This is a genomic window from Megasphaera coli, assembly GCF_900095855.1.
Classification (GTDB): Bacteria; Bacillota; Negativicutes; order Veillonellales; family Megasphaeraceae; genus Megasphaera; species Megasphaera massiliensis_A.
This window is the reverse complement of the sequence record NZ_FMIY01000002.1, coordinates 458,171-477,067: the sequence shown is the minus strand read 5'-3', so window position 1 is coordinate 477,067 and position 18,897 is coordinate 458,171. Positions and strand designations below refer to the sequence as shown.

The window sequence follows — 18,897 nt, the reverse complement described above, 5'->3', positions numbered from 1 at the left end:
GAAATTCCAACAGGCGTGCTTACCTGTTGGAATCTTCATGACTTACGATAATTTGGCAAGGGGAAAGAGCTTGCGCACCTTCTCCCTGTGTTCCGGCTTGACGTACGTACCGGCAAAAGACAGCGCCGCCGCAATGACGGCCGCATCATCAATCCAGCCGACTCCCGGCAGGAGGTCGGGAATAAAATCAAAGGGCAGAATCGCATAACCTACAGCGCCCATGAGGACGAGCCGCACGAATTTCGGCGTATCCGCATCGGTGAGGCAATAATAAATCATCATGAGCTTCGGCAAAAAACGAATCTTTCTGCATGCCGTCTTGATGAAATGCAAGAACTTCACGGGTGAATAAAAGCGGGAAAAGCAGATTAACCATTTGAGCATGGTGTTTCCTTTCTTACTCTAAGGGCTTCTTGGCGTCTTCAACGGCGGCGCGAACTTGATCTTCAATCTGTTCGTCCATGACTTCCCCGTCAACGGCCGTTTCTTCTTCCCCTTCTTCGCCGTCCGCAACGATTTCATCGGCCAGATCGCGCTGATTGAGTACTTGCTTATAAATTTCCTTGCCCTTTTCCTTTACGTCTACTGCGGCATCCTTAGCGACATTCCCCCATTTGGCCAAGAAATCCTTCGTTTCGTCTCCGAGGGGAACGTTTTTGAGCGGATTATCTTTCAGCTTTTCGACCTGTTCTTTCGCCTTGTCCTTCCACTGGCCGAACATTTCAATATACGGCGTCATGTCGTCGGGCATGCCGTCACGGAGCCAGCGCTGCGTCACGCGGCCGAGGCTGTATGTAATGCCGACGGCAACGGGAACCTGAATAGCCGAGAAAGGAATGAGCGTCGTCAGGAGGTTGCCCGCCATACGGCTGCCCATGGCACCCAGGAACGCAAGCACGGCCCGTTCCGTCAATTTTACATCATAAATGCGCGCAATGCGGCTGACGAGGTATACCTCGTTGGCCATGAGCGCTACCGTGCCGACAAGAGGAGCGACGACAATGGCGCCGGCACGGGCCGCAGCCCAGCGGCACAGCGTTTCCACTTTTACGTCCTTATCTTCCGTCGTTTCGTCCATAGCGTTAATGACGGTCAATGCCTGCGTATCGGCATTCGTTTCGCCATTTTCCGTAAGCTCCGCAACCTTAGCCTTCAAGGCGGCAATTTCTTCTTCCAACTTTTTCAATTGTTCCATTTCTTCGTTCGTCATGAGAACCACCTCTTATTTCACTATACCCAGTCAATTATAGTATTACCCTGTTAATTGTCATATTTTCCCACGTTTTTACCAGCTTGTCAAACCGCCGTCAACAGGCAGGACCGTCGCCGTAATGAAGGATGCGTCATCACTTAAAAGAAAGGCCGCAGCCTTTCCTACTTCCGCCGCTTCGGCAATGCGCCCGAGGGGATAAAGGTCACCCATACTCTGTAAATCGAGTTTTTCGTCTGCCGCCAATTGTTTGTCGACGAGAGGCGTTTTCACGTCACCCGGGCAAATGCAGTTCACACGCACGCCGTGGAGAGCCGTTTCAAGGGCGAGAGATCGGGAAAAAGCCGTAACGGCTCCCTTCGTAGCGGCGTAGAGAGAACAGGCAATATTCCCCTGTATGGCGGCATCACTGGAAACGGTAACGATAGAGCCGCCTGTCTTTTTAAGATAAGGTAAGGCCGCCTTACAGAGAAAAATCGTGCCGTATACGTTGACTGCAAATATGCGCTGCGCGTCTTCTTCGCTCACATGCGGAAGGATCCCCTCAGCGTAGTATCCTGCCGATGTAACCAGCCCGTCCAAACGGCCGAAACAGTGCAAGGTCTGTGCGACAATATCATCACACCCCTCCGCCGTCGCCACGTCGCCGCGTATGAAGACGGCTCTTTCCTGCGCGGCGAGATATGCCAAAGCGGCCTCGCCGCGCACTATATCGCGGCCGTTTACGGCTACGCGCCAACCGCGCCGTAAGAGGATTTCCGCCGTTGCCAGACCGATGCCCGACGTACCGCCGCTGATGAGAACCGCTTTAGAGTTCATAAACGCTCACCACCTTCCTTTACATAAGATCCGTTACAAAAACAAATTTTATGCCCTCATCGGTCAGTTCGTCGACCGTCTCCCTGATGGCACGCAGAGTATTTTCCCTGCAGTGGCCGATGGCGACGGCGTGGCCGTTCTTTACGGCCATCCTTGCCGCTTGGCGCAGCCGCTCTTTTACAGCATTCACGGACGTATCGTTGTCGAGAAAGAGATTGTTCCTCGTCGTCGCCACACCGGCGGCACGGGCCGTCTCTTCACCGACGGATCCGGTGTTCGTACGGCTGTCCAAAAAGACGAGATCCCGCTTTTTAAGGACCGACATGACGGCCTTCATGACACGGCTGTCGGCCGTCGCCTTCGAACCCTGATGATTGTTAATACCCACCGCATAAGGAACCTGATCGATGAGTTCGTTCATTGTCGCCCGTATCTTGCTGTCACCCATGTCCGAACTGATGAAAATCTCTTCCGACGAAGGCACATCCAAGGGCTCCATAGGCAAGTGGACGATGATCTTCCGCCCTGCATTACGTCCGCTTTCCGCACTGTCAATCGTATGAGACTTAAAGGGCATGACGGCGTATGTCAAATCGACGGGAACGGCGTTTAGTCCTTCAAGGACCGCCATATCGGTGCCGCAGTCGTCAATGACGATTGACAGCCGTCCCTTCACCGTTTTCGGCTGTTTGTGCCCTTTTTCCCGCTCTTTGGCCGTGTCATCCTTTTCCGTCTTGTCGGTCTTGTCCGCATCGGTCGACGTCGCGACGGCACTGTCCGTACTGAAGGTAATGACTTCTTCCCCCGATTGGCGCATATAAGCAAAGCCGATTACGCAGAGCGCAATAAAAAGCCCCAGGATAAACACGGCCTTTTTGGAAATACCCTGATTTTTCGCGGTCCTTCTTCTTTTTCCCGCCATTTTTTCTCCTTATAAAAAAGGTCGGCGTAAAAAGAATTCTTTCTACACCGAACTTATACTGATCACAATAATGGAATTTACGCCTCGGAAGGGATCTTAATGCCTACCGGAGACACTCCTTCACGGTCAGGCGCCATGAGTTCCATCACACGGCGGCCGATGATTTGCGCACCGTCACAGCGGCAAAAACGGCACGCCCGGGACATATCCCGCAGGCAGTCCGGATGTTCCAACAAATCCGTCACGGCTTCAATGAGCCTGTCCTGTGTCTTGACCCAGCGCGCACAGCCTTTTTCCTGCATATACGCCGCATTGGCCTCTTCCTGGCCGGGAATGGGGCTGAAAAAGACGGACGGTACGCCGACGGCAGCCGCTTCCGTACAGGTCAGGGCACCCGGCTTGGTCACAAGGAGCGATGCCTGTGCCATTAAAGAAGACACTTGATTCGTGTAACCGTAAATATGTACCTTGTGCCGTAAGCTTGCCTGCACCTGCGACAAGTCGTCAAAAAGATCCGCATTGTGGCCCGTAATGACTGTAAACGTATCGACACAGGATAACTTGTCCAGAAGCACGAGCGATTCTTTGATGGAACCCATGCCGAGACCGCCGCCCATGATGAGCACGTTCTTCTCTTTTTGCCCGGCCCCGTCGTTTTGCCGACGCTCCTGTGTAAAGGCCGTGCGCACCGGAATACCGGAGACGAAAATTTTGGCTGCATCAATACCTTGGCCGGCAAGTTTGGCCTTTAAGTGCGGCGCCGCCACAAAATACCGGTCAATCTGCGGGTACACCCAGAGGGAGTGAACAGCAAAATCCGTGATGACGCCTGCAATGGGCACGTCAAGCCTGCGCTGCCGCTTCAAGAGGGCTGCGGCACCTGCCGGAAAGGGGTGCGTGCAGACGAGGATGTCCGGCCTCTTTTCCGCCAAAATACGTGACATCCGCCGCTTCAGCCCCCAGGCAAAACAGGTTTTGACAATCATGCCCTTTTTATACCCTTGGGACGAATAATACATTAGGTCATAGACGAGTGGAAAGAAATCCAAAATCTTGATATATGTTTCTTTTACGAGATTATCAATGGACAACACCTCATTGGATATAAAATCCACATGTTCCACTTCGTAATCGGCATAGACTGCGCTCATATATTCTTCTATGGCGCGCGCAGCTTGTGTATGACCCGTCCCGATGGACGCGGACATAATCAGGATTTTTTTAGCCATTGTTTACTCCGCTCGACTTTTTACCGCATTTTACAGAAAGCACCTGTCTATCATATATATATTACGCTATTCGGGTAAAAAAAGAAAGAGCCGCGTCACGTAAACACGGCTCTTCATTTTAATCAAAATACTTATTTTTTATTTACTAAATCTTTCAACTGTTTTCCGGCTTTGAATGCAGGCGTCTTAGATGCGGGAATCTTAATCACCTGATTGTTGCGGGGGTTGCGGCCTTCGCGAGCTTTGCGCTGACGAACTTCAAATGTACCGAAACCGATAATCTGAACTTTTTTGCCTTTTTTCAGTGTTTCGCTGACTGCTTCGAAAACGGCCTTTACCGCTTTTTCAGCATCTTTTTTCGTCAGCTCGGATTTCTGAGCAACACTGGCAATCAATTCTGTCTTATTCATCAATAAATCCTCCTTTAAATAGTTACATCTTATTATTATCGGCCAATCTCTTTCCGGTGAGTTGCCGCTCCGCAGCTTTAGCCTCACTCCAGAAGTTGTCCAATTCGTCCGGTGTAAATTCACTCCACGTCCGACCGGATGCGGTGACCCGATCTTCTACATGGGCAAATCTACGACGAAACTTGGTATTGGCTCGATGTAACGCGCATTCAGGCTCAATCCCGTAATACCGCAGCAGATTGACGAGAACGAACAGCACATCGCCGGCTTCTTCTTCCATATGGTTCGCTTCACCGCCCTGCACGGCCGCCTTAAATTCGGCAAGCTCTTCAGAAAGCTTGTCCCATACGCCTTCGACGGAAGACCATCCGAATCCGACCTTACCGGCTTTGTCCTGCAACTTATAGGATTCAAGTAGGGACGGTAACCCCTTCGTCACGCCGTCAAGCAAGTATTTATGCTGTTGGCGCCCTTCATCCTGTTTAAGTCTATCCCAGTTTATCACACTAGCACCAGTATTTTCAAGGCTTTTTTCAGAAAAAACGTGCGGATGTCGCTTAATCATCTTTTTCGTCACGTGATCCACTATATCCTGGGCATTAAACAGCCCTTCTTCTTCCCCGATTTTCGCGTGAATGACAACTTGATACAAAATATCGCCGAATTCTTCGCAAATGCCCTCATTATCGTTGTTATCAATGGCATCGAGAGCTTCATAAACCTCTTCCACAAGGAAACGGCGCAGTGTCTTGTGAGTCTGCGACTTGTCCCACGGACAGCCGTGCTCACCGCGCAGTCGGTCCATAACCTCCGTCAGTGGCGTTATGTCAAAGGGCATTTTCGCCTCTTCCTCTGCGGCAGGCGGCGCCGAAGGCAAGACGAGGCTCGTCAGATGATCCGTTTCACGGTGCCTGTCCAATTCATAGAGTTTTATTTTTTCAATCTTTTCGTCAGGCAGGCTGATATGGTGCACCAGCAAAGCTTCATATCCATCGCCGTACCGCTTTGTCAAAAAGAGCTTAACGTCCGAGGCCGTGTGTTCGTCATAGATTTGTGTAATGACTACGGGCACGTTCGGTACGGTCTGCAAAGCCGTAATGTCGAAACTGTCCGCCACCAAAAGGCCGTTCACCGGGTCGAGGCCGATTTTCGAATACAAGCTTTCGAGAAAGCTCATGCCCGGCAGGATTTCCACATCAATATTTTCCCGCCTGCAGCGTTCTTCCAAAAGCGTTACGGTCCGCTCGGCCACTGCCGGACTGCCCGGTACGGCATACACGACATCTCCTTCCTTTACTGCTGCGAGAACATAGTCGACAATATGAGTATACACGTCTTCAAATGATGCGCAGTTTTCATAAAATCGATCAAGGGATTCATAGAAAATGCCCTTCTCATTCAAGTATGCCGCCGTCGGATGAACGGCAGTCCGCAAGAGAAGGCGAGCCGCCCGTTTCATTATAACGATGGATGCCATCGTAATCAGGCCCGGATCTCCCGGTCCGAGGCCGACGATTTGTAATCTTCCCATATGGTCTACTTCTTCCCCTTCTCTTTCCTAAATTTTTTTCCCGCTACGGGCAATGCCTGTACCGTAGTTATATCAACGGCACGCACGAGAAACAGGCCGATACAATAAACGAGACCCGACACGGCAATGGAAACGAGTGTTGCCGCTGAATTGCCGACCAGCGGCAAGAGTAAATAATATAAAAGGACGGCCGTTCCCGCCATGGCAGCGGCAGCAATGAAAAGGCGGCCGATATAGGCCCATTCGAGATGATAACCACTCAATCTGCGGGCAAAGTAAATATTAAGCGCCGTAGCAACAGCAATATCCGCATTCGTCGCCCAAGCCGCCCCGACTTCACCGAACCATGGCAAGGCCGTAAGATGCCAGCTCAAAATAATTTTTATAACAGCCGCAATCCCCATGTTCATAAGTGGGATTCCCGTGCGGCCCATACCCTGAAGCAGTCCGTTCGTCACTTGCTGCAGCCCGATAAGAAAGGCTGCCAATGCAAGAACCCTGATAGCCGGACCGGCAGCGCTCGTGTTATACAAGAGCTGTGATATGGGTGCGGCCAAAACGGCAAGACCGAAGCAGGCGGGTACCGTAATCAGGTTGGCAATGCGCATAGCCGTATCCGTGCGCTGCTTCACCTCGTTAAGACGGCCGGCCGAAAAGGCCGACGATACGGCAGGAACGAGACTTGTCGCCAAGGAGAGCGTCAAAATAGTCGGTACCTGGACCAGCCCGTTGGCCATGCCTGTCAAATAACCGTACAAGGCAGTCGCTTCCTGAACGGAATAGCCTGCCGCCTCCAGGCGCAACGGTACGATAAGCATGTCGATCCCCGCGACGGCCGGCAAGAGCATATTGGCTGCCGCCACGGGAACGGCAAGAACGACGAAACGCTTCAATAAACGAAATGCCGGTTCTTTTATTACCTCTCCCGTATCGGATATATCAAAGCTGCGCACATGGTGTACATACATGGCGCCGATGACCGTCAGACCCGCTAAAGCGCCCGGAACGGCACCGAAGGCGGCACCGGTCACGGCCGTCTCCAAACCGTACGGCAGAAGAATATAGGCCAATAAGAGCATGACGCAGACACGCACGAACTGATCACACATTTGCGATACGGCCGTCGGCGTCATGAGCTGCAGGCCTTGGAAATAACCGCGAAAAACGCAGGCAATAACGGCGAAAACAAGGGCCGGCGCCAAGACCGTTAAGGGAACATGAGCACGCACATCCCGTACGAGACCGTATTCGATAAGTCCTTCGGCGCCGATGATCAGGGCCAAGCCGAAGAAAAGAGCAATGATACTCATAAAGGCGAGGACAATGTAGAAAATTCGCCGCGCCCCGGCATAGTCCCGCTGTGCCGCCCGCTCGGCGATCATGACGGAAAGGGCAATGGGCACGCCGGCCCCGGCAATGCTGAGGGCCAGTATGTAAACAGGATAAGCGATTTGATAGAGACCGATCCCTTCGCCGCCGAGAATGCGCGACAGGAGAATACGGTTAACGCCGCCCAGAAGTTTGACGATGATGCCGGCTACGGTAAGCGCCATGGCACCCCGCAAAAAAATGTTCTTAGCCATTGGCGGCCTCCTCTCCCCGGCAGGCTTTTAAAATATAGTCCAAGTACGATAAAACATCGGGTATGCCGGTCAAGTCGAACTGAAAGGCCGATCTGAAGCCGGGCAGGCGACGACACCGCTTGCGCAGGATGAGGGCAAATGTATCCGGATCCGGCAAGACCGTGCCGTCTTGCCAGCGAATTTCCAGGACCGACGCTTTTTGCCCGATGTGGACAATGCCCATGTCCTGTGCCGTAAGACGAAGACGCGTAACCGTGAGGAGTTTTTCAACCGCTTCCGTCGGCTTGCCGTAGCGGTCACGCAGTTCTTCTTCCAACTCATTGACCTGTGCGGGCGTTTCCGCCAAGGCCAGGCGCTGATACATTTCTATTTTCTGCCCGCCGTGCTGTATATAGGTCTCGTCAATGAAGGCATCGACGTGAATGTCCATGACCGTATGCACCTCGGGCCGATTCTTCGGCCCTTCGTGCTGCAGCCGCCGGATAGCATCTTCCAGCATGCGGCAGTACATGGCGAAGCCGACACCTGCAATATTGCCGTGCTGTTCGCGTCCTAGGAGGTTGCCGGCACCGCGAATTTCCAAGTCGCGCATGGCGATTTTAAAACCCGAACCGAGTTCTGTAAAATCCTTCACCGCCTGAAGTCGTTTTTCGGCCACTTCCGAGAGAATCTTATTGCGCCTGTAGAGGAAATATGCGTAGGCCATACGATAGCTGCGTCCTACGCGGCCGCGCATCTGATAAAGCTGCGACAGGCCGAACCGGTCCGCGTCGTAAACGATAATCGTATTGGCATTGGCGATATCCAGGCCGTTTTCGACGAGGCTTGAGCAAAGAAGAACATCGTATTCGCCCTCGTAAAAAGCGAACATCGTCGCTTCCAAGACGTTTCCCGCCATTTGACCGTGAGCCATACCGATAGTGACGTCCGGCAGGATGGCTTCCAATTCCACCTTCATGCGTGCCATGGATGCGACGCGGTTATAGACGAAGAAAACCTGTCCGCCCCGCCGCTTCTCGCGCATGACGGCATCGCGCACGACGGCGGCATCATACTCGGTCACATAGGTCTGCACAGGCAGGCGATCCGTCGGCGGCGTCTCGATAAGGCACATTTGCCGTAAATGCACGAGCGACATGTGCAGGGTACGCGGAATGGGCGTAGCCGACAAGGTAAGCACATCTATGCCCGTAGCCCATGATTTCCACTTTTCTTTCTGTGCCACACCGAAACGCTGCTCTTCATCAACAATGAGAAGCCCTGCGTCTTTAAACCTGACATTTTTATTAAGTATACTGTGTGTGCCGATGAGGATATCAATATTTCCGGCAGCCAGTTTTTCCAAGATGACCTTCCGTTCCTTTATCGAGCGAAAGCGGTTTAATACGTCACAAGTCACGGCAAAGGATTGAAACCGTTCCGTAAAGGTCTGATAATGCTGCTGCGCCAGGACGGTCGTCGGCACGAGGACGGCCACCTGCTTGCCGCCCATGACCGCTTTGAAGGCGGCGCGGAGGGCTACCTCCGTCTTGCCGAAGCCCACATCGCCGCAGACGAGGCAGTCCATTGGCACGGGCTTTTCCATACTCTCTTTGATCTCCGCCACGGCCCGCAGCTGATCCTGCGTTTCTTCATACGGAAAGGTGTCTTCAAATTCGCGCTGAAAGGACGTGTCCGGAGGAAAGGCGTAACCCGGCACGACTTCCCGCGCCGCATATAAGGCGATCAGTTTCTCCGCCAAATCGTCAATAGATTTTTGCGCCTTCAAGCGGGTCTTTTTCCAGTCGGCACCTCCCATACGGTGAAGGCGCGGCACTTCTCCGTCATTGCCGATGTAGCGCTGCAAAAGTTCAAGCTGATCCGTCGGCACATAAAGCGTATCGCTGCCGGCATAATGTACTTCCAAATAATCCTTGTGAATCCCGTCCGTCTCAATCGTGGCGATACCCATATATCTGCCGATACCGTGCGTCTCGTGGACGACATAGTCGCCGTTCTTTAAATCCGTAAAAGCATTGATTTCCTGCCCTTTTTCCCGACGGCGGCGCAGCCGTTTTTTCTGCGTTCCGTATACATCCCGTTCGGCCAGAACGACGGTCTTGGCGTATGGAAGTTCAAAACCGTGCTGAATTTCTCCTTCCGATATATAAAGTCCCGGTTCATAAGCACCTGTATCCAAAGTCCTTGCAGCCAACTCGTTTTGACGCAGCCAGTTTTGAAAGGCCGTGCTGCGGCGCCGGTCTGCAAAGATAAAGACCACGCGGCAGCCCGTGTGAATCCAGTTGAGTATTTCATCTTTTAAGAGCGTAAATTCCTTGCGAAAGGCGGCAACAAGTTTAGCCGTAAAGCCGAAGACGGCAGTGAGCGTCACATCGCTTACAGACTGTGCCAAAAGGGATATAAAAAGAGTCCCTTCCTGCCCCTTCGACGAGATCAGGTTCCGCCATGCCGCCAATTGTTCCTTATCATGTTCGCCGTCGGTTCGCGCCTTCTTCAATTCTTCTTTTACACGATTTCCTTCATCCCAGATGATATAGGCATTTTCGCCGTAATCAAGTAAGGTCGCCTCCTCCTCACCGGCATCACGGACAGCCGCAAAGGGCAGGATGCGTATAAACTTCATATCATCCTGCGACTTCTGCGTATTTATATCAAAGTAACGAATATGTTCCAATGTATCGCCGAAAAATTCCAAACGCACCGGTTGATCTTCATTTACGGGATAAACGTCAATAATATCGCCGCGCACGGAAAAAGAACCGCGCCGGTCGACAAGATCCGTCCTTTCATAACCGCCGTCGACAAAGCCTGTCAAGATGGTATCGCGATTGTAGTCGGAATCTGCAGAAAAAACAAGAACCGCTTCGTCAATGCGCTGCGGCGGTGCTATGAATTGCGCCGCTTCCACGGCCGTGGCAATGACAAAGCACGGCGCTTCGCCGCGCAAGGCCGTGAGGGCTTCCATGCGTTTTGCCGCAAAGTCAAGGCTCCCGGCCGTAACCGTAAAAGACGCCTTAGGCACGACGGGGAATGAATAGGCCTGCCGCTCGGGTGCAAAAAAATGCAGATCCGTAAGCCATTCGTGCTGCTGTTCCGCTGTCGGCACGATGATAATTGCCTTTTTACCCGTGCGGTTCAGGAGATTTGCCGTGACGGCGGCCTTTGCCGAACCGCCCAAGCCGTACATACCGTATACGCCGCCCCGTTGCAAAGCGGCGACGGCACGTATTGATTTATCTTCTTCCAGCCACTCGAAGAGACGTTCCGTCTTTTTCATATATCCTCATGCTTCTATTTAAAAGAGCCGAGCAACTGCTCGGCCCCAATACACATTTGGCGGGAAGGTGTGGGAATCGAACCCACCTAAGAAGCTCCTAACTCCTCATACCGGTTTTGAAGACCGGAGGGCACACCAGAACCCAGCCCCCCCCAAAAACATCATGTTAATGGTATCACATTACACGCCCTTTGACAATCATTTTTAGCCGCCGTACTTACCATTTTGTCCCGACTTCGGCAGTACGGGCCTTTTCGTAAATGTCCGCCGCCGTCACTAAGTCCTGAATGCCGATGCCGACACTCTTAAATACGAGGATGTCCTTATCGCTTCTGCGTGGGTGCAGCTTCTTGTTAATGACGTCGCCCAGCTCGCCCGTTATGTTTTCAGCTGAAAATTCTCCGGCTTCTATAGGCTGAATCAAATCGCCAGCTTCGGCGAGAACGGCTTCTTTCGAATCGACATAGACAGCAGCGGCTCTTCTCAAGACGTCCCCGTCCAGTTCAATCATGTCGGGCCGGTACGAGCCGATACTGCAAACGACGGCCCCTTCCTTTACGATTTCACCGCGAACAACCGGACTCGTCGCCGTCGTAGCGGCACTGATCAGGTCGGCACCTGCAACGGCCGCATCGGCCGATGCGGCGGCGACAATACGCGTACCCGCCTGAGCGAAGCGTTTCGCCATAACTGCGGCAAAGTTTTCCCGTTTTTCCCGGTTGCGGCTGTATAAACGCACTTCTTTTAAATTTCTGCCGCACAGCATGGCCGCTAGTTGTGCTTCCGCCTGGCCGCCCGTACCGATGAGTGCGCCTACGGTCGCATCGGGGCGCGCAAAAAGGTCAAAGGCGGCACCTGCCGAGGCACCTGTACGCAAAGCTGTAATGTACGTGCCGTCAAGCATAGCGAGATAGCCGCCATTTTCGCCGTCCATGAGAAGAATGACGCCCTGCGTCACGGGCAGTCCTTTATCTTTATTGCGGGGAAATACGCTGACAACCTTTAAGGAATCTTTGCCCGTTTCCGCCGCATAGGCCGGCATAAACAAAAAAGTGCCGTCCGCTTCCTTATTGATGAGACTCGTCCGCAAGGGCACGACGGCCTTGCCGGCCGAAGCGAGGCTGTACGACCGCTTCACCGCTTTGATGGCGTCTTTCATGGTATATATGCTTTCTATATCCGCCCGTTTCAATAAGAGCATGCATATCTCCTCTCTCAAAAAAAGAGCCGTGCCTATTTCGGTGCAGCACGGCTCTCCCGTATCAACTTATTCGACGACGATAAGGTCTTTCGTGTACTTGTTCAAGACTTCGCAGCCGTCTTCCGTCGCGATGACGAGGTCTTCTACGCGCACGCCGAGCTTACCGGGCAAGTAAATCCCCGGTTCAATGGAAAATACGCGGCCCGGTACGACAACGTCGTGGTTAACGGCCGAAACGTCTCCCACTTCGTGGTCTTCCAGGCCGATGGAATGGCCGAGACGATGGGTAAAATACTTGCCATAACCGTGTTCCGTAATGTAATCGCGCGCCGCCGCATCAAGTTCGCTGAACTTCACGCCCGGTTTAATCTTTTCGATGGCCTTGAGGTTTGCGTCCCGCGTAATTTCATATACTTTTTTCGCTTCATCCGACACGGACTTATAGAAGACCGTACGTGTCATGTCGGAGCAATAGGACTTATAAATGCAGCCCATGTCGATGACGACGCTGTCGCCGGGCTTTTTATACGCCCCTTTCACCGTCGTATGATGAGGATCGGCACCGTTCGGGCCGTATGCCATAATCGGTTCGAATGAATGACCTTCCGCACCGAGCTCTTCCCAAATTTCACCGAGCTTGCGTCCCATCGCCGCTTCATCCAAGTCTTCAGACGCGAGCTTCACCATTTTACCCATGGCAATATCGTTGAGTTCCGACGCCTTGCGCATAATATCCAGTTCTTCCGCATCTTTTACCATGCGTACGCGGTCGATAATGTCGGAACCGTTTACAAAAGCGCTGCCTGCATGGCGCTCAATGAGGCCGATGAGGAAACGGGACGGCCAGTTCTTGTCGACGCCCAGAGTCTTGTCTTTTTCGAGGTAGTCGGCCAAAATGGAAACGGCATCCTGATTGTCGTTGAGCCAAATTTTTTCGGCTTCCACGTCGGCTGCATAAGGGAAAAGTTCATTTACGAACAGCTTATGCTTGCCGCTCTGTGTCAAATACAGAGCCAACATGCGTTCTCCCGGATGAATCCATACGCCGGTCAAGTAAAAAATCGCACACGGATCGGAGACGATCATTTGTGTTAAATTTTCTTTCGCCATACCTTCCAATACTCGCTTAACTCGATTCTGATGCATACTAAACCCTCCTTATATTAAAATGTAAGAATATATCTATCAGGCAGGCCGCTTATTCTTTAAAGCCCGTCCGTTTTACAAAACGATTCCAAAGCATGAGACCGGCGGCAATGATGATGACGGCACCGCCAATCATTTCGCATTCATAAATAAGATTATCTTCAAAGGTCTTCATGACCGGCGATGCGGAAAGAACAATACCGATGATGACGACGACAAAAGACATGGTCGCAATGGATACGGCCGTGCCGTTGCCCTTGACCATTTCATAAGGACGTTCTTCGCCGGGTCTCGTCTTGCGCAGTTTGATGTACGACAGGAAGAGAAGCGCGTACGGGAAGAGTGCCGTCAGTGCCGTCATCGTGACGAGAACGTTGTAAATAGCGTCGACGGACGGAATGAACTGAATGGACAGGATAATAACCGTGACGATAACCGCCTGCAGGTATACGGCCTTTTCCGGCACGTTGTGAGCGTTCGTCTTCGTCAGGGATTCCGGAAAAATGCCGGGTTTTACGCTGCCGAAAAGCATTTTAACAGGCGAAGCGATGTAGAGAATAATGGCACCGATCATGGAGAACGTAATGCCCAGGGCGACAAGCTGAATGAACCACGTGCCGATGCCGAACCACCGGGCAATGGTCGCCAGGCTGACAAGGATGCCTTGAGACGCCGTAATCTGGTCGGTCGGCAGAATCATGGTGATGGCAATAGAGCCGAGCATGTAAATACCCGATACGATAGCGGCCGCAATCAGGATGGCACGGGGAAAATCACGTTTCGGATTATCCATTTCCGTAACGAAGTTGGCCGTAATTTCCGAACCTGCCAAAGCAAACATAACGGTGGAAATGGCACCCAGAGAATCCCAGTTGAGGACAGGAGTCATCGTCTCGATCGTATAGACCGATGCGGACTCACGGCCGAAAATAAATGTTGCCGCAAAAGCCAGGAGAATGAGCAGAATAGCCGGAACCGTAGAGCCGAGCGAACCTAGGTTGGTAAAAAATTTGCCTAAAGTCATGCCTTTCGTACTGATAAAGGACAGAATCCAGAAGACCGCCAGGGAAAGAATAAGAACAAACGTCTTGTTCTCCGAAAGAGCCGGCATGTTGATGGCAAAAGAAACATTAATCGTCAAAAAGGTTAAGAATGATGTATACCAGAATATCTTTGCCGTCCAGTTCAGCCACGAAACCATGAAACCGAACTTCTCGCCGTACGCCTCTTTTACCCATTCGAACAAACCGCCGTCACGCGGGTATGTGGACGCCAGTTCTGCGCAAATAAGCGCGCAGGGCACAAAGAAAATAAAGGTAAACAGCACCCATGACGGAATAGCGCCGAGGCCCAGGCCGAAACTGGACGCCGTGGATTTGGCAATCCAACGGATGCCGAACAATGCCGACACGTCCATAAAGACGAGGTCCCACAGGCCGATTTTCTTGTTAAGCATAAGTGTATCCCTCTTTTCATTTCGCTCCATATTATATATGCGGAGCTTTTTATGTTAATCATACTACGAGATCGGTGAGACGTACAGTAACATTTACGGTCCATGCCCATATTATATTACGATTCATCCTTCCAATACGCTCCGAGAATACGATAATTTTCGACTCGCTTCGTAATTTCCAACTGATCCATGTATTCCAAAATAAGCATGGACGACTTGCGGCTCGACTCCGTAATGTCACGGAAATCACCGAGAGCCATCTTTTCATGTGACCCGATATAGTCGTGTACGGCCTGCACTGCTGCCGCAAACTTCGCCTTGTCGATGACGTATTCCGGCGTAAGCTGGACAAGCGAGTCACCGCACAGGGCTTCCACTACGGCCGGCGCTTCCTTATCTAGCGAGTCGAAGACATCTTTCTTTACAGGCGTATAGCCGCTTTTTTTGACAACTTCTTCAATCTTTTTGCGCAGTGCCGCCTGTTTTTCATTAAAATGAACCGTAAAGTTTGCCGCCGCCATGAGATTGCCCTCTTCCCGGCAGGCACCGTCGGCCAGAAGAAGCTTGAGCAGGGCGGACACTTCCCGTTCACTCATATTCTTGTCGTCGCTCTTTTGCTGCAGGCGGGAGCGGAATTCTTCTGCCGACATGCCGCGGCGCAGCGGAAATTTCTGATGGTAAACCAATAAAAGCTGTACGGCCAGACATTTCAGCTTCTTATATACGTCTGCATGAATATACCCGGAAGACGTCTGTATGACCTTACCGGCATCCATGAGACTCCGTACTTCCCCTTTCAGGGTTTCCTGATTGAGACCCGTATATTCGGCCAACTCTTTAGCCGCCGTGAAGGATTCTTTTTTGTGAACGAGGAAGTCTTCTATAATGTCGGTCAAGTTGCCTTCTTCTTTCGTCTTCAAACTCTCCAAGACGGCCGCTTTGAAGCGGCGATGTTTTTTCGGTGCCGCGTCAAGCACTTCGCCGCCCGCAATGGTGTGCATGGGCGAATAGGTGCGTAAAATGAAACGGTCCCGCTCTTTGACGACAACCTGTTCCATTTCCAGGCGCAGTTGAAGGAATCCCTCTTCCCCCGGCTCGATACGCTCCGCCCCGATAGGTACGGCTCTGGCCATGACCTCGCGCGTACCGACCAAAAGGCGCACTCTGTCCCAGAGGCCGATAGGCGCGACGGCATCATGCAGGCATGTCACCTTGACGTCGAGCATCCACGTAGGCTTGAGTCGGTCCGATGCGGAAAGAACGTCGCCGCGCTTAATCTCATCTACGGCGATATTGGCGAGATTTAAAGCCGTCCGATGCCGCGCGGTGACCTGTTTCACATCTTCTTCATGGACCTGTATACTGCGGATGCGCGTTTTCTTCCGGCTCGGATAGACGGTCAGTTCATCGCCGACGGTAACGGAGCCGTCCAGGAGTGTCCCCGTGACAACCGTGCCGAAGCCTTTGACGGAAAACACGCGATCCACGTTGAGCCGCGCCTTGCCGTCCGCCGTCGTATCGGGAATTTTTTCAGTCCACTCTTCAATTTTGGAGAGGAGTTCGGGAATGCCCTTGCCGCTTACGGCATCCGTTTCAACGATGTCCGCATCGGCCAGGGGCGTATCGGCGAGTTGGCCGCGAATGTCATCAACGGCAAGTTCCAGGAGCTCTTTATCAACCGTATCAACCTTCGTGAGGACAATGAGAAAATTTTTGACACCCAGGAGCGTCAATATATCGATGTGTTCCCGCGTCTGCGGCATAACACCTTCGCCCGCATCGATAACGAGAAGGACAAGATTGATACCCGGCAATCCGGCAACCATATTTTTAATAAACTTTTCATGTCCCGGCACATCAACGATACCGACACGCTGTCCGTTGGGTAAATCCAAATAAGCAAAGCCCAAATTAATGGACATGCCGCGTTTTTTCTCTTCTTTTGTCGTATCCGTTTCAATGCCTGTCAACGCCTTGATCAAAGTCGTCTTACCATGATCGACATGGCCTGCCGTTCCGATTACAATATTTGCCATATTTCATTTCCTCCACGCGCATAGGTGCCAAAATAAAAAACCCAATTCCTATTATAATAGAAATCGGGTTTTTCATCAGCACTTTATACTGAAAAATCTCGGCTTTTAGCCCTGGAAGTTGTCATCTTCTCCTGCAGGAGCCGCTTCTTCTTTATTCTTCAGGCCTTTACGAATATACATGAAGGCCGTGTAAATAACAACGATAATGACGAGCCACGTAAGGATGTTGAGATCCATGCTCTGAACCAGTTTAGCTGCCACGACGACACCGAAAATCCCGCTGATTGCAATGATAACGCTGATTTTACGTGCATATACGCCGGAAACGATGAATTCCTTGGATGCAACGGGCATGAGTGCCGCGCAGGAACCCATCATAACGGGAAATGCTACAATCGGGTTCAAACCGAGAAGATAAACCATAGCCATGCAAGGTGCGTACAAACCGCAGCCGATGGTCATCAAGGCACCGAAGATCAAATTCAACACGACTGCAAGAATAAGTTTCGGTCCTTCCAAGCCCATAGCCGTGTTGCCCGTGCCGAGGAAAGCCATGAGGCCGAGCTGTTTGCCGAGCATAAGAAGTGCCGTAATGAGCAGTGCGAAGCCCAAGTAAGTCTGTACTTTCTTTTCTGAAAGGTTCGGAACGGTCTTGCCGCCGATAACAGCGCCAATAATAGCTGCAATGATCAGGGAAAACAACGTTACCGATTCGACTTCTACAACAGAGATGAAGAGGAACGCTTCGATCAATACGGGAATCGTATCGGCAACGTTCAACGTGCCGGGCAGAAGCTTGTCGCTCTTGAGCTGCTTCGTCACGCCGAGCAGCATTGTCGTCGTCGCATAAGAACCGATCCCCAACGTATCAAGGAAGTTCGTAATAAAACCGATGAAAAGGTTGATAGGCACATTGCCTTCGCCCCAATCACCTTTATGATTCATCAAATCGCGTACATAGAAAATAAAGTAGTAAACAAATAAAATCCCTAATAAACCGAGTAATACATTAACTACCATAAGAATAACCCCCTAATATTAGCCAAGGATAAAGCCGTCTTTTAAGGGATCGTCCGGATCCACTAAAAACGTATTAAAGCCGTTAATGTAAGCAGATCCCGTAATTCTCGGAATAATAGCCTTACGACCGGCAATAGTCGTTTCTTTCAAGACCTCACCTTTGAATTTTGTACCTAAAATGCTTTCATAAATAATGTGTTCCCCGACCTTTAATTCACCTTTGGCATGGAGCGTAGCAACTTTTGCGCTTGTCCCGGTGCCGCAGGGAGAACGGTCGACAGATCCTTCACCGAAGACGACAACGTTCTGATACGTTGCGTCGGAGCTCTTGGGCGGTCCGTAAAATTCAACGAGGTCGACCGTCTTGATGTGTTCCAAGGTAGGATGCTGAATTTCAACCTGTTTATTGACGGCATCACGGATGATCAGGCCGATTTTAGAGAACTTGCTCGCGTTTTCCGGGCAAATATCGAGATCTACTTCCGTTGCCGGCAAAATAGCGAAAAAGCTGCCGCCGAAAGAAATGTCACAATGAATTTTTTTACCCAGTTCGGGAACATCGACCTCTACGTTTTCTTTGTACAAGAAGGATTCGACATTTTCAAAAGATACGGAATCGACAACATAGTCGTCTTTCAAATGAACATGACCGCGAATAATACCTGCAGGAGCATCCTGTACAACCGGTACTTCCCGATCGCCGGGTTTGACATGAACCCAGCCGCATTCAACGGCAGCCGTCATAGCGGCAATCGTATTGTGGCCGCACATGTTCAGATATCCGCCGGAATCCATAAAAATAATACCGTAGTCGGCTTCATCATGGACGGGCTCACAAATAAATGCGCCAAACATGTCCTGATGCCCTCTTGCCTCGAGCATAACGGCTTTACGCAAGTTATCTTCGTGTTTTTCCAGATAAATCTTCTTTTCAGCCATTGTCTTGCCCGGGAATTTCGTAACGCCGCCGATAATCAGGCGTGCCGCTTCACCGGCCGTATGCGAATCGATGGCTGTAAGCATTCTTGCATACTTCATGTTTTTACCTCCCTTGTCG

The 18,897-nt window shown here is 51.5% G+C and carries 15 protein-coding genes and 1 tRNA gene; all 16 read right to left on the bottom strand.

What is annotated here, in order from left to right; genetic code table 11:
* Nucleotides 1-42: 42 nt before the first annotated feature.
* The 16 genes from BQ2674_RS02675 to BQ2674_RS02605 all read right to left on the bottom strand — a co-directional run bounded on the left by BQ2674_RS02675 (nucleotide 43) and on the right by BQ2674_RS02605 (nucleotide 18,878).
* On the bottom strand, nucleotides 43-384 hold the full coding sequence (locus BQ2674_RS02675; protein ID WP_075572321.1) for a YkvA family protein: 342 nt from the start codon (nucleotides 382-384) through the stop codon (nucleotides 43-45).
* A 13-nt stretch (nucleotides 385-397) separates the two neighbouring features.
* Entirely contained in the window at nucleotides 398-1,210 is an 813-nt protein-coding gene (locus tag BQ2674_RS02670; RefSeq protein WP_075572320.1) for a hypothetical protein, read from the bottom strand.
* 75 nt (nucleotides 1,211-1,285) lie between these two features.
* Entirely contained in the window at nucleotides 1,286-2,029 is a 744-nt protein-coding gene (locus tag BQ2674_RS02665) for an SDR family NAD(P)-dependent oxidoreductase (RefSeq protein WP_075572319.1), read from the bottom strand.
* A 19-nt stretch (nucleotides 2,030-2,048) separates the two neighbouring features.
* Nucleotides 2,049-2,951 (bottom strand): divergent polysaccharide deacetylase family protein, encoded by a 903-nt coding sequence (locus tag BQ2674_RS02660; protein ID WP_083222294.1) that lies wholly within the window; start codon nucleotides 2,949-2,951, stop codon nucleotides 2,049-2,051.
* 77 nt (nucleotides 2,952-3,028) lie between these two features.
* A complete protein-coding gene (locus BQ2674_RS02655) occupies nucleotides 3,029-4,180 on the bottom strand; it encodes an MGDG synthase family glycosyltransferase (RefSeq protein ID WP_075572318.1) in 1,152 nt (383 codons plus the stop codon).
* Nucleotides 4,181-4,311: 131 nt separating this feature from the next.
* Entirely contained in the window at nucleotides 4,312-4,590 is a 279-nt protein-coding gene (locus BQ2674_RS02650) for an HU family DNA-binding protein (protein WP_075572317.1), read from the bottom strand.
* Between the two features lie 22 nt (nucleotides 4,591-4,612).
* Entirely contained in the window at nucleotides 4,613-6,121 is a 1,509-nt protein-coding gene (gene yabN / locus BQ2674_RS08690) for a bifunctional methyltransferase/pyrophosphohydrolase YabN (protein ID WP_075572316.1), read from the bottom strand.
* Between the two features lie 5 nt (nucleotides 6,122-6,126).
* Nucleotides 6,127-7,704, bottom strand: coding sequence for a putative polysaccharide biosynthesis protein (locus tag BQ2674_RS02640; protein ID WP_075572315.1), 1,578 nt, complete (start codon nucleotides 7,702-7,704; stop codon nucleotides 6,127-6,129).
* Nucleotides 7,697-10,981 carry a transcription-repair coupling factor gene (gene mfd, locus BQ2674_RS02635; RefSeq protein ID WP_075572314.1) on the bottom strand — a complete coding sequence of 1,095 codons (3,285 nt, stop codon included), beginning with the start codon at nucleotides 10,979-10,981 and terminating at the stop codon, nucleotides 7,697-7,699. Before mfd ends, BQ2674_RS02640 begins: the two co-directional genes overlap by 8 nt.
* 57 nt (nucleotides 10,982-11,038) lie before the next feature.
* Nucleotides 11,039-11,135: transfer RNA gene (locus tag BQ2674_RS08385), tRNA-Sec, on the bottom strand.
* 63 nt (nucleotides 11,136-11,198) lie between these two features.
* Nucleotides 11,199-12,182, bottom strand: coding sequence for an ornithine cyclodeaminase family protein (locus BQ2674_RS02630; protein ID WP_075572313.1), 984 nt, complete (start codon nucleotides 12,180-12,182; stop codon nucleotides 11,199-11,201).
* Between the two features lie 66 nt (nucleotides 12,183-12,248).
* Complete coding sequence (locus tag BQ2674_RS02625; protein ID WP_075572312.1) at nucleotides 12,249-13,328, bottom strand: M24 family metallopeptidase; 1,080 nt, start codon at nucleotides 13,326-13,328, stop codon at nucleotides 12,249-12,251.
* Nucleotides 13,329-13,380: 52 nt separating this feature from the next.
* Complete coding sequence (locus tag BQ2674_RS02620) at nucleotides 13,381-14,784, bottom strand: APC family permease (protein WP_075572311.1); 1,404 nt, start codon at nucleotides 14,782-14,784, stop codon at nucleotides 13,381-13,383.
* A gap of 116 nt (nucleotides 14,785-14,900) precedes the next feature.
* A complete protein-coding gene (gene selB / locus BQ2674_RS02615) occupies nucleotides 14,901-16,820 on the bottom strand; it encodes a selenocysteine-specific translation elongation factor (RefSeq protein ID WP_075572310.1) in 1,920 nt (639 codons plus the stop codon).
* A 105-nt stretch (nucleotides 16,821-16,925) separates the two neighbouring features.
* Nucleotides 16,926-17,840: a permease gene (locus BQ2674_RS02610; RefSeq protein ID WP_083222293.1), complete on the bottom strand. Its 915-nt coding sequence runs from the start codon at nucleotides 17,838-17,840 to the stop codon at nucleotides 16,926-16,928.
* Nucleotides 17,841-17,858: 18 nt separating this feature from the next.
* Nucleotides 17,859-18,878: a proline racemase family protein gene (locus BQ2674_RS02605; RefSeq protein WP_075572308.1), complete on the bottom strand. Its 1,020-nt coding sequence runs from the start codon at nucleotides 18,876-18,878 to the stop codon at nucleotides 17,859-17,861.
* Between the last annotated feature and the right edge of the window lie 19 nt (nucleotides 18,879-18,897).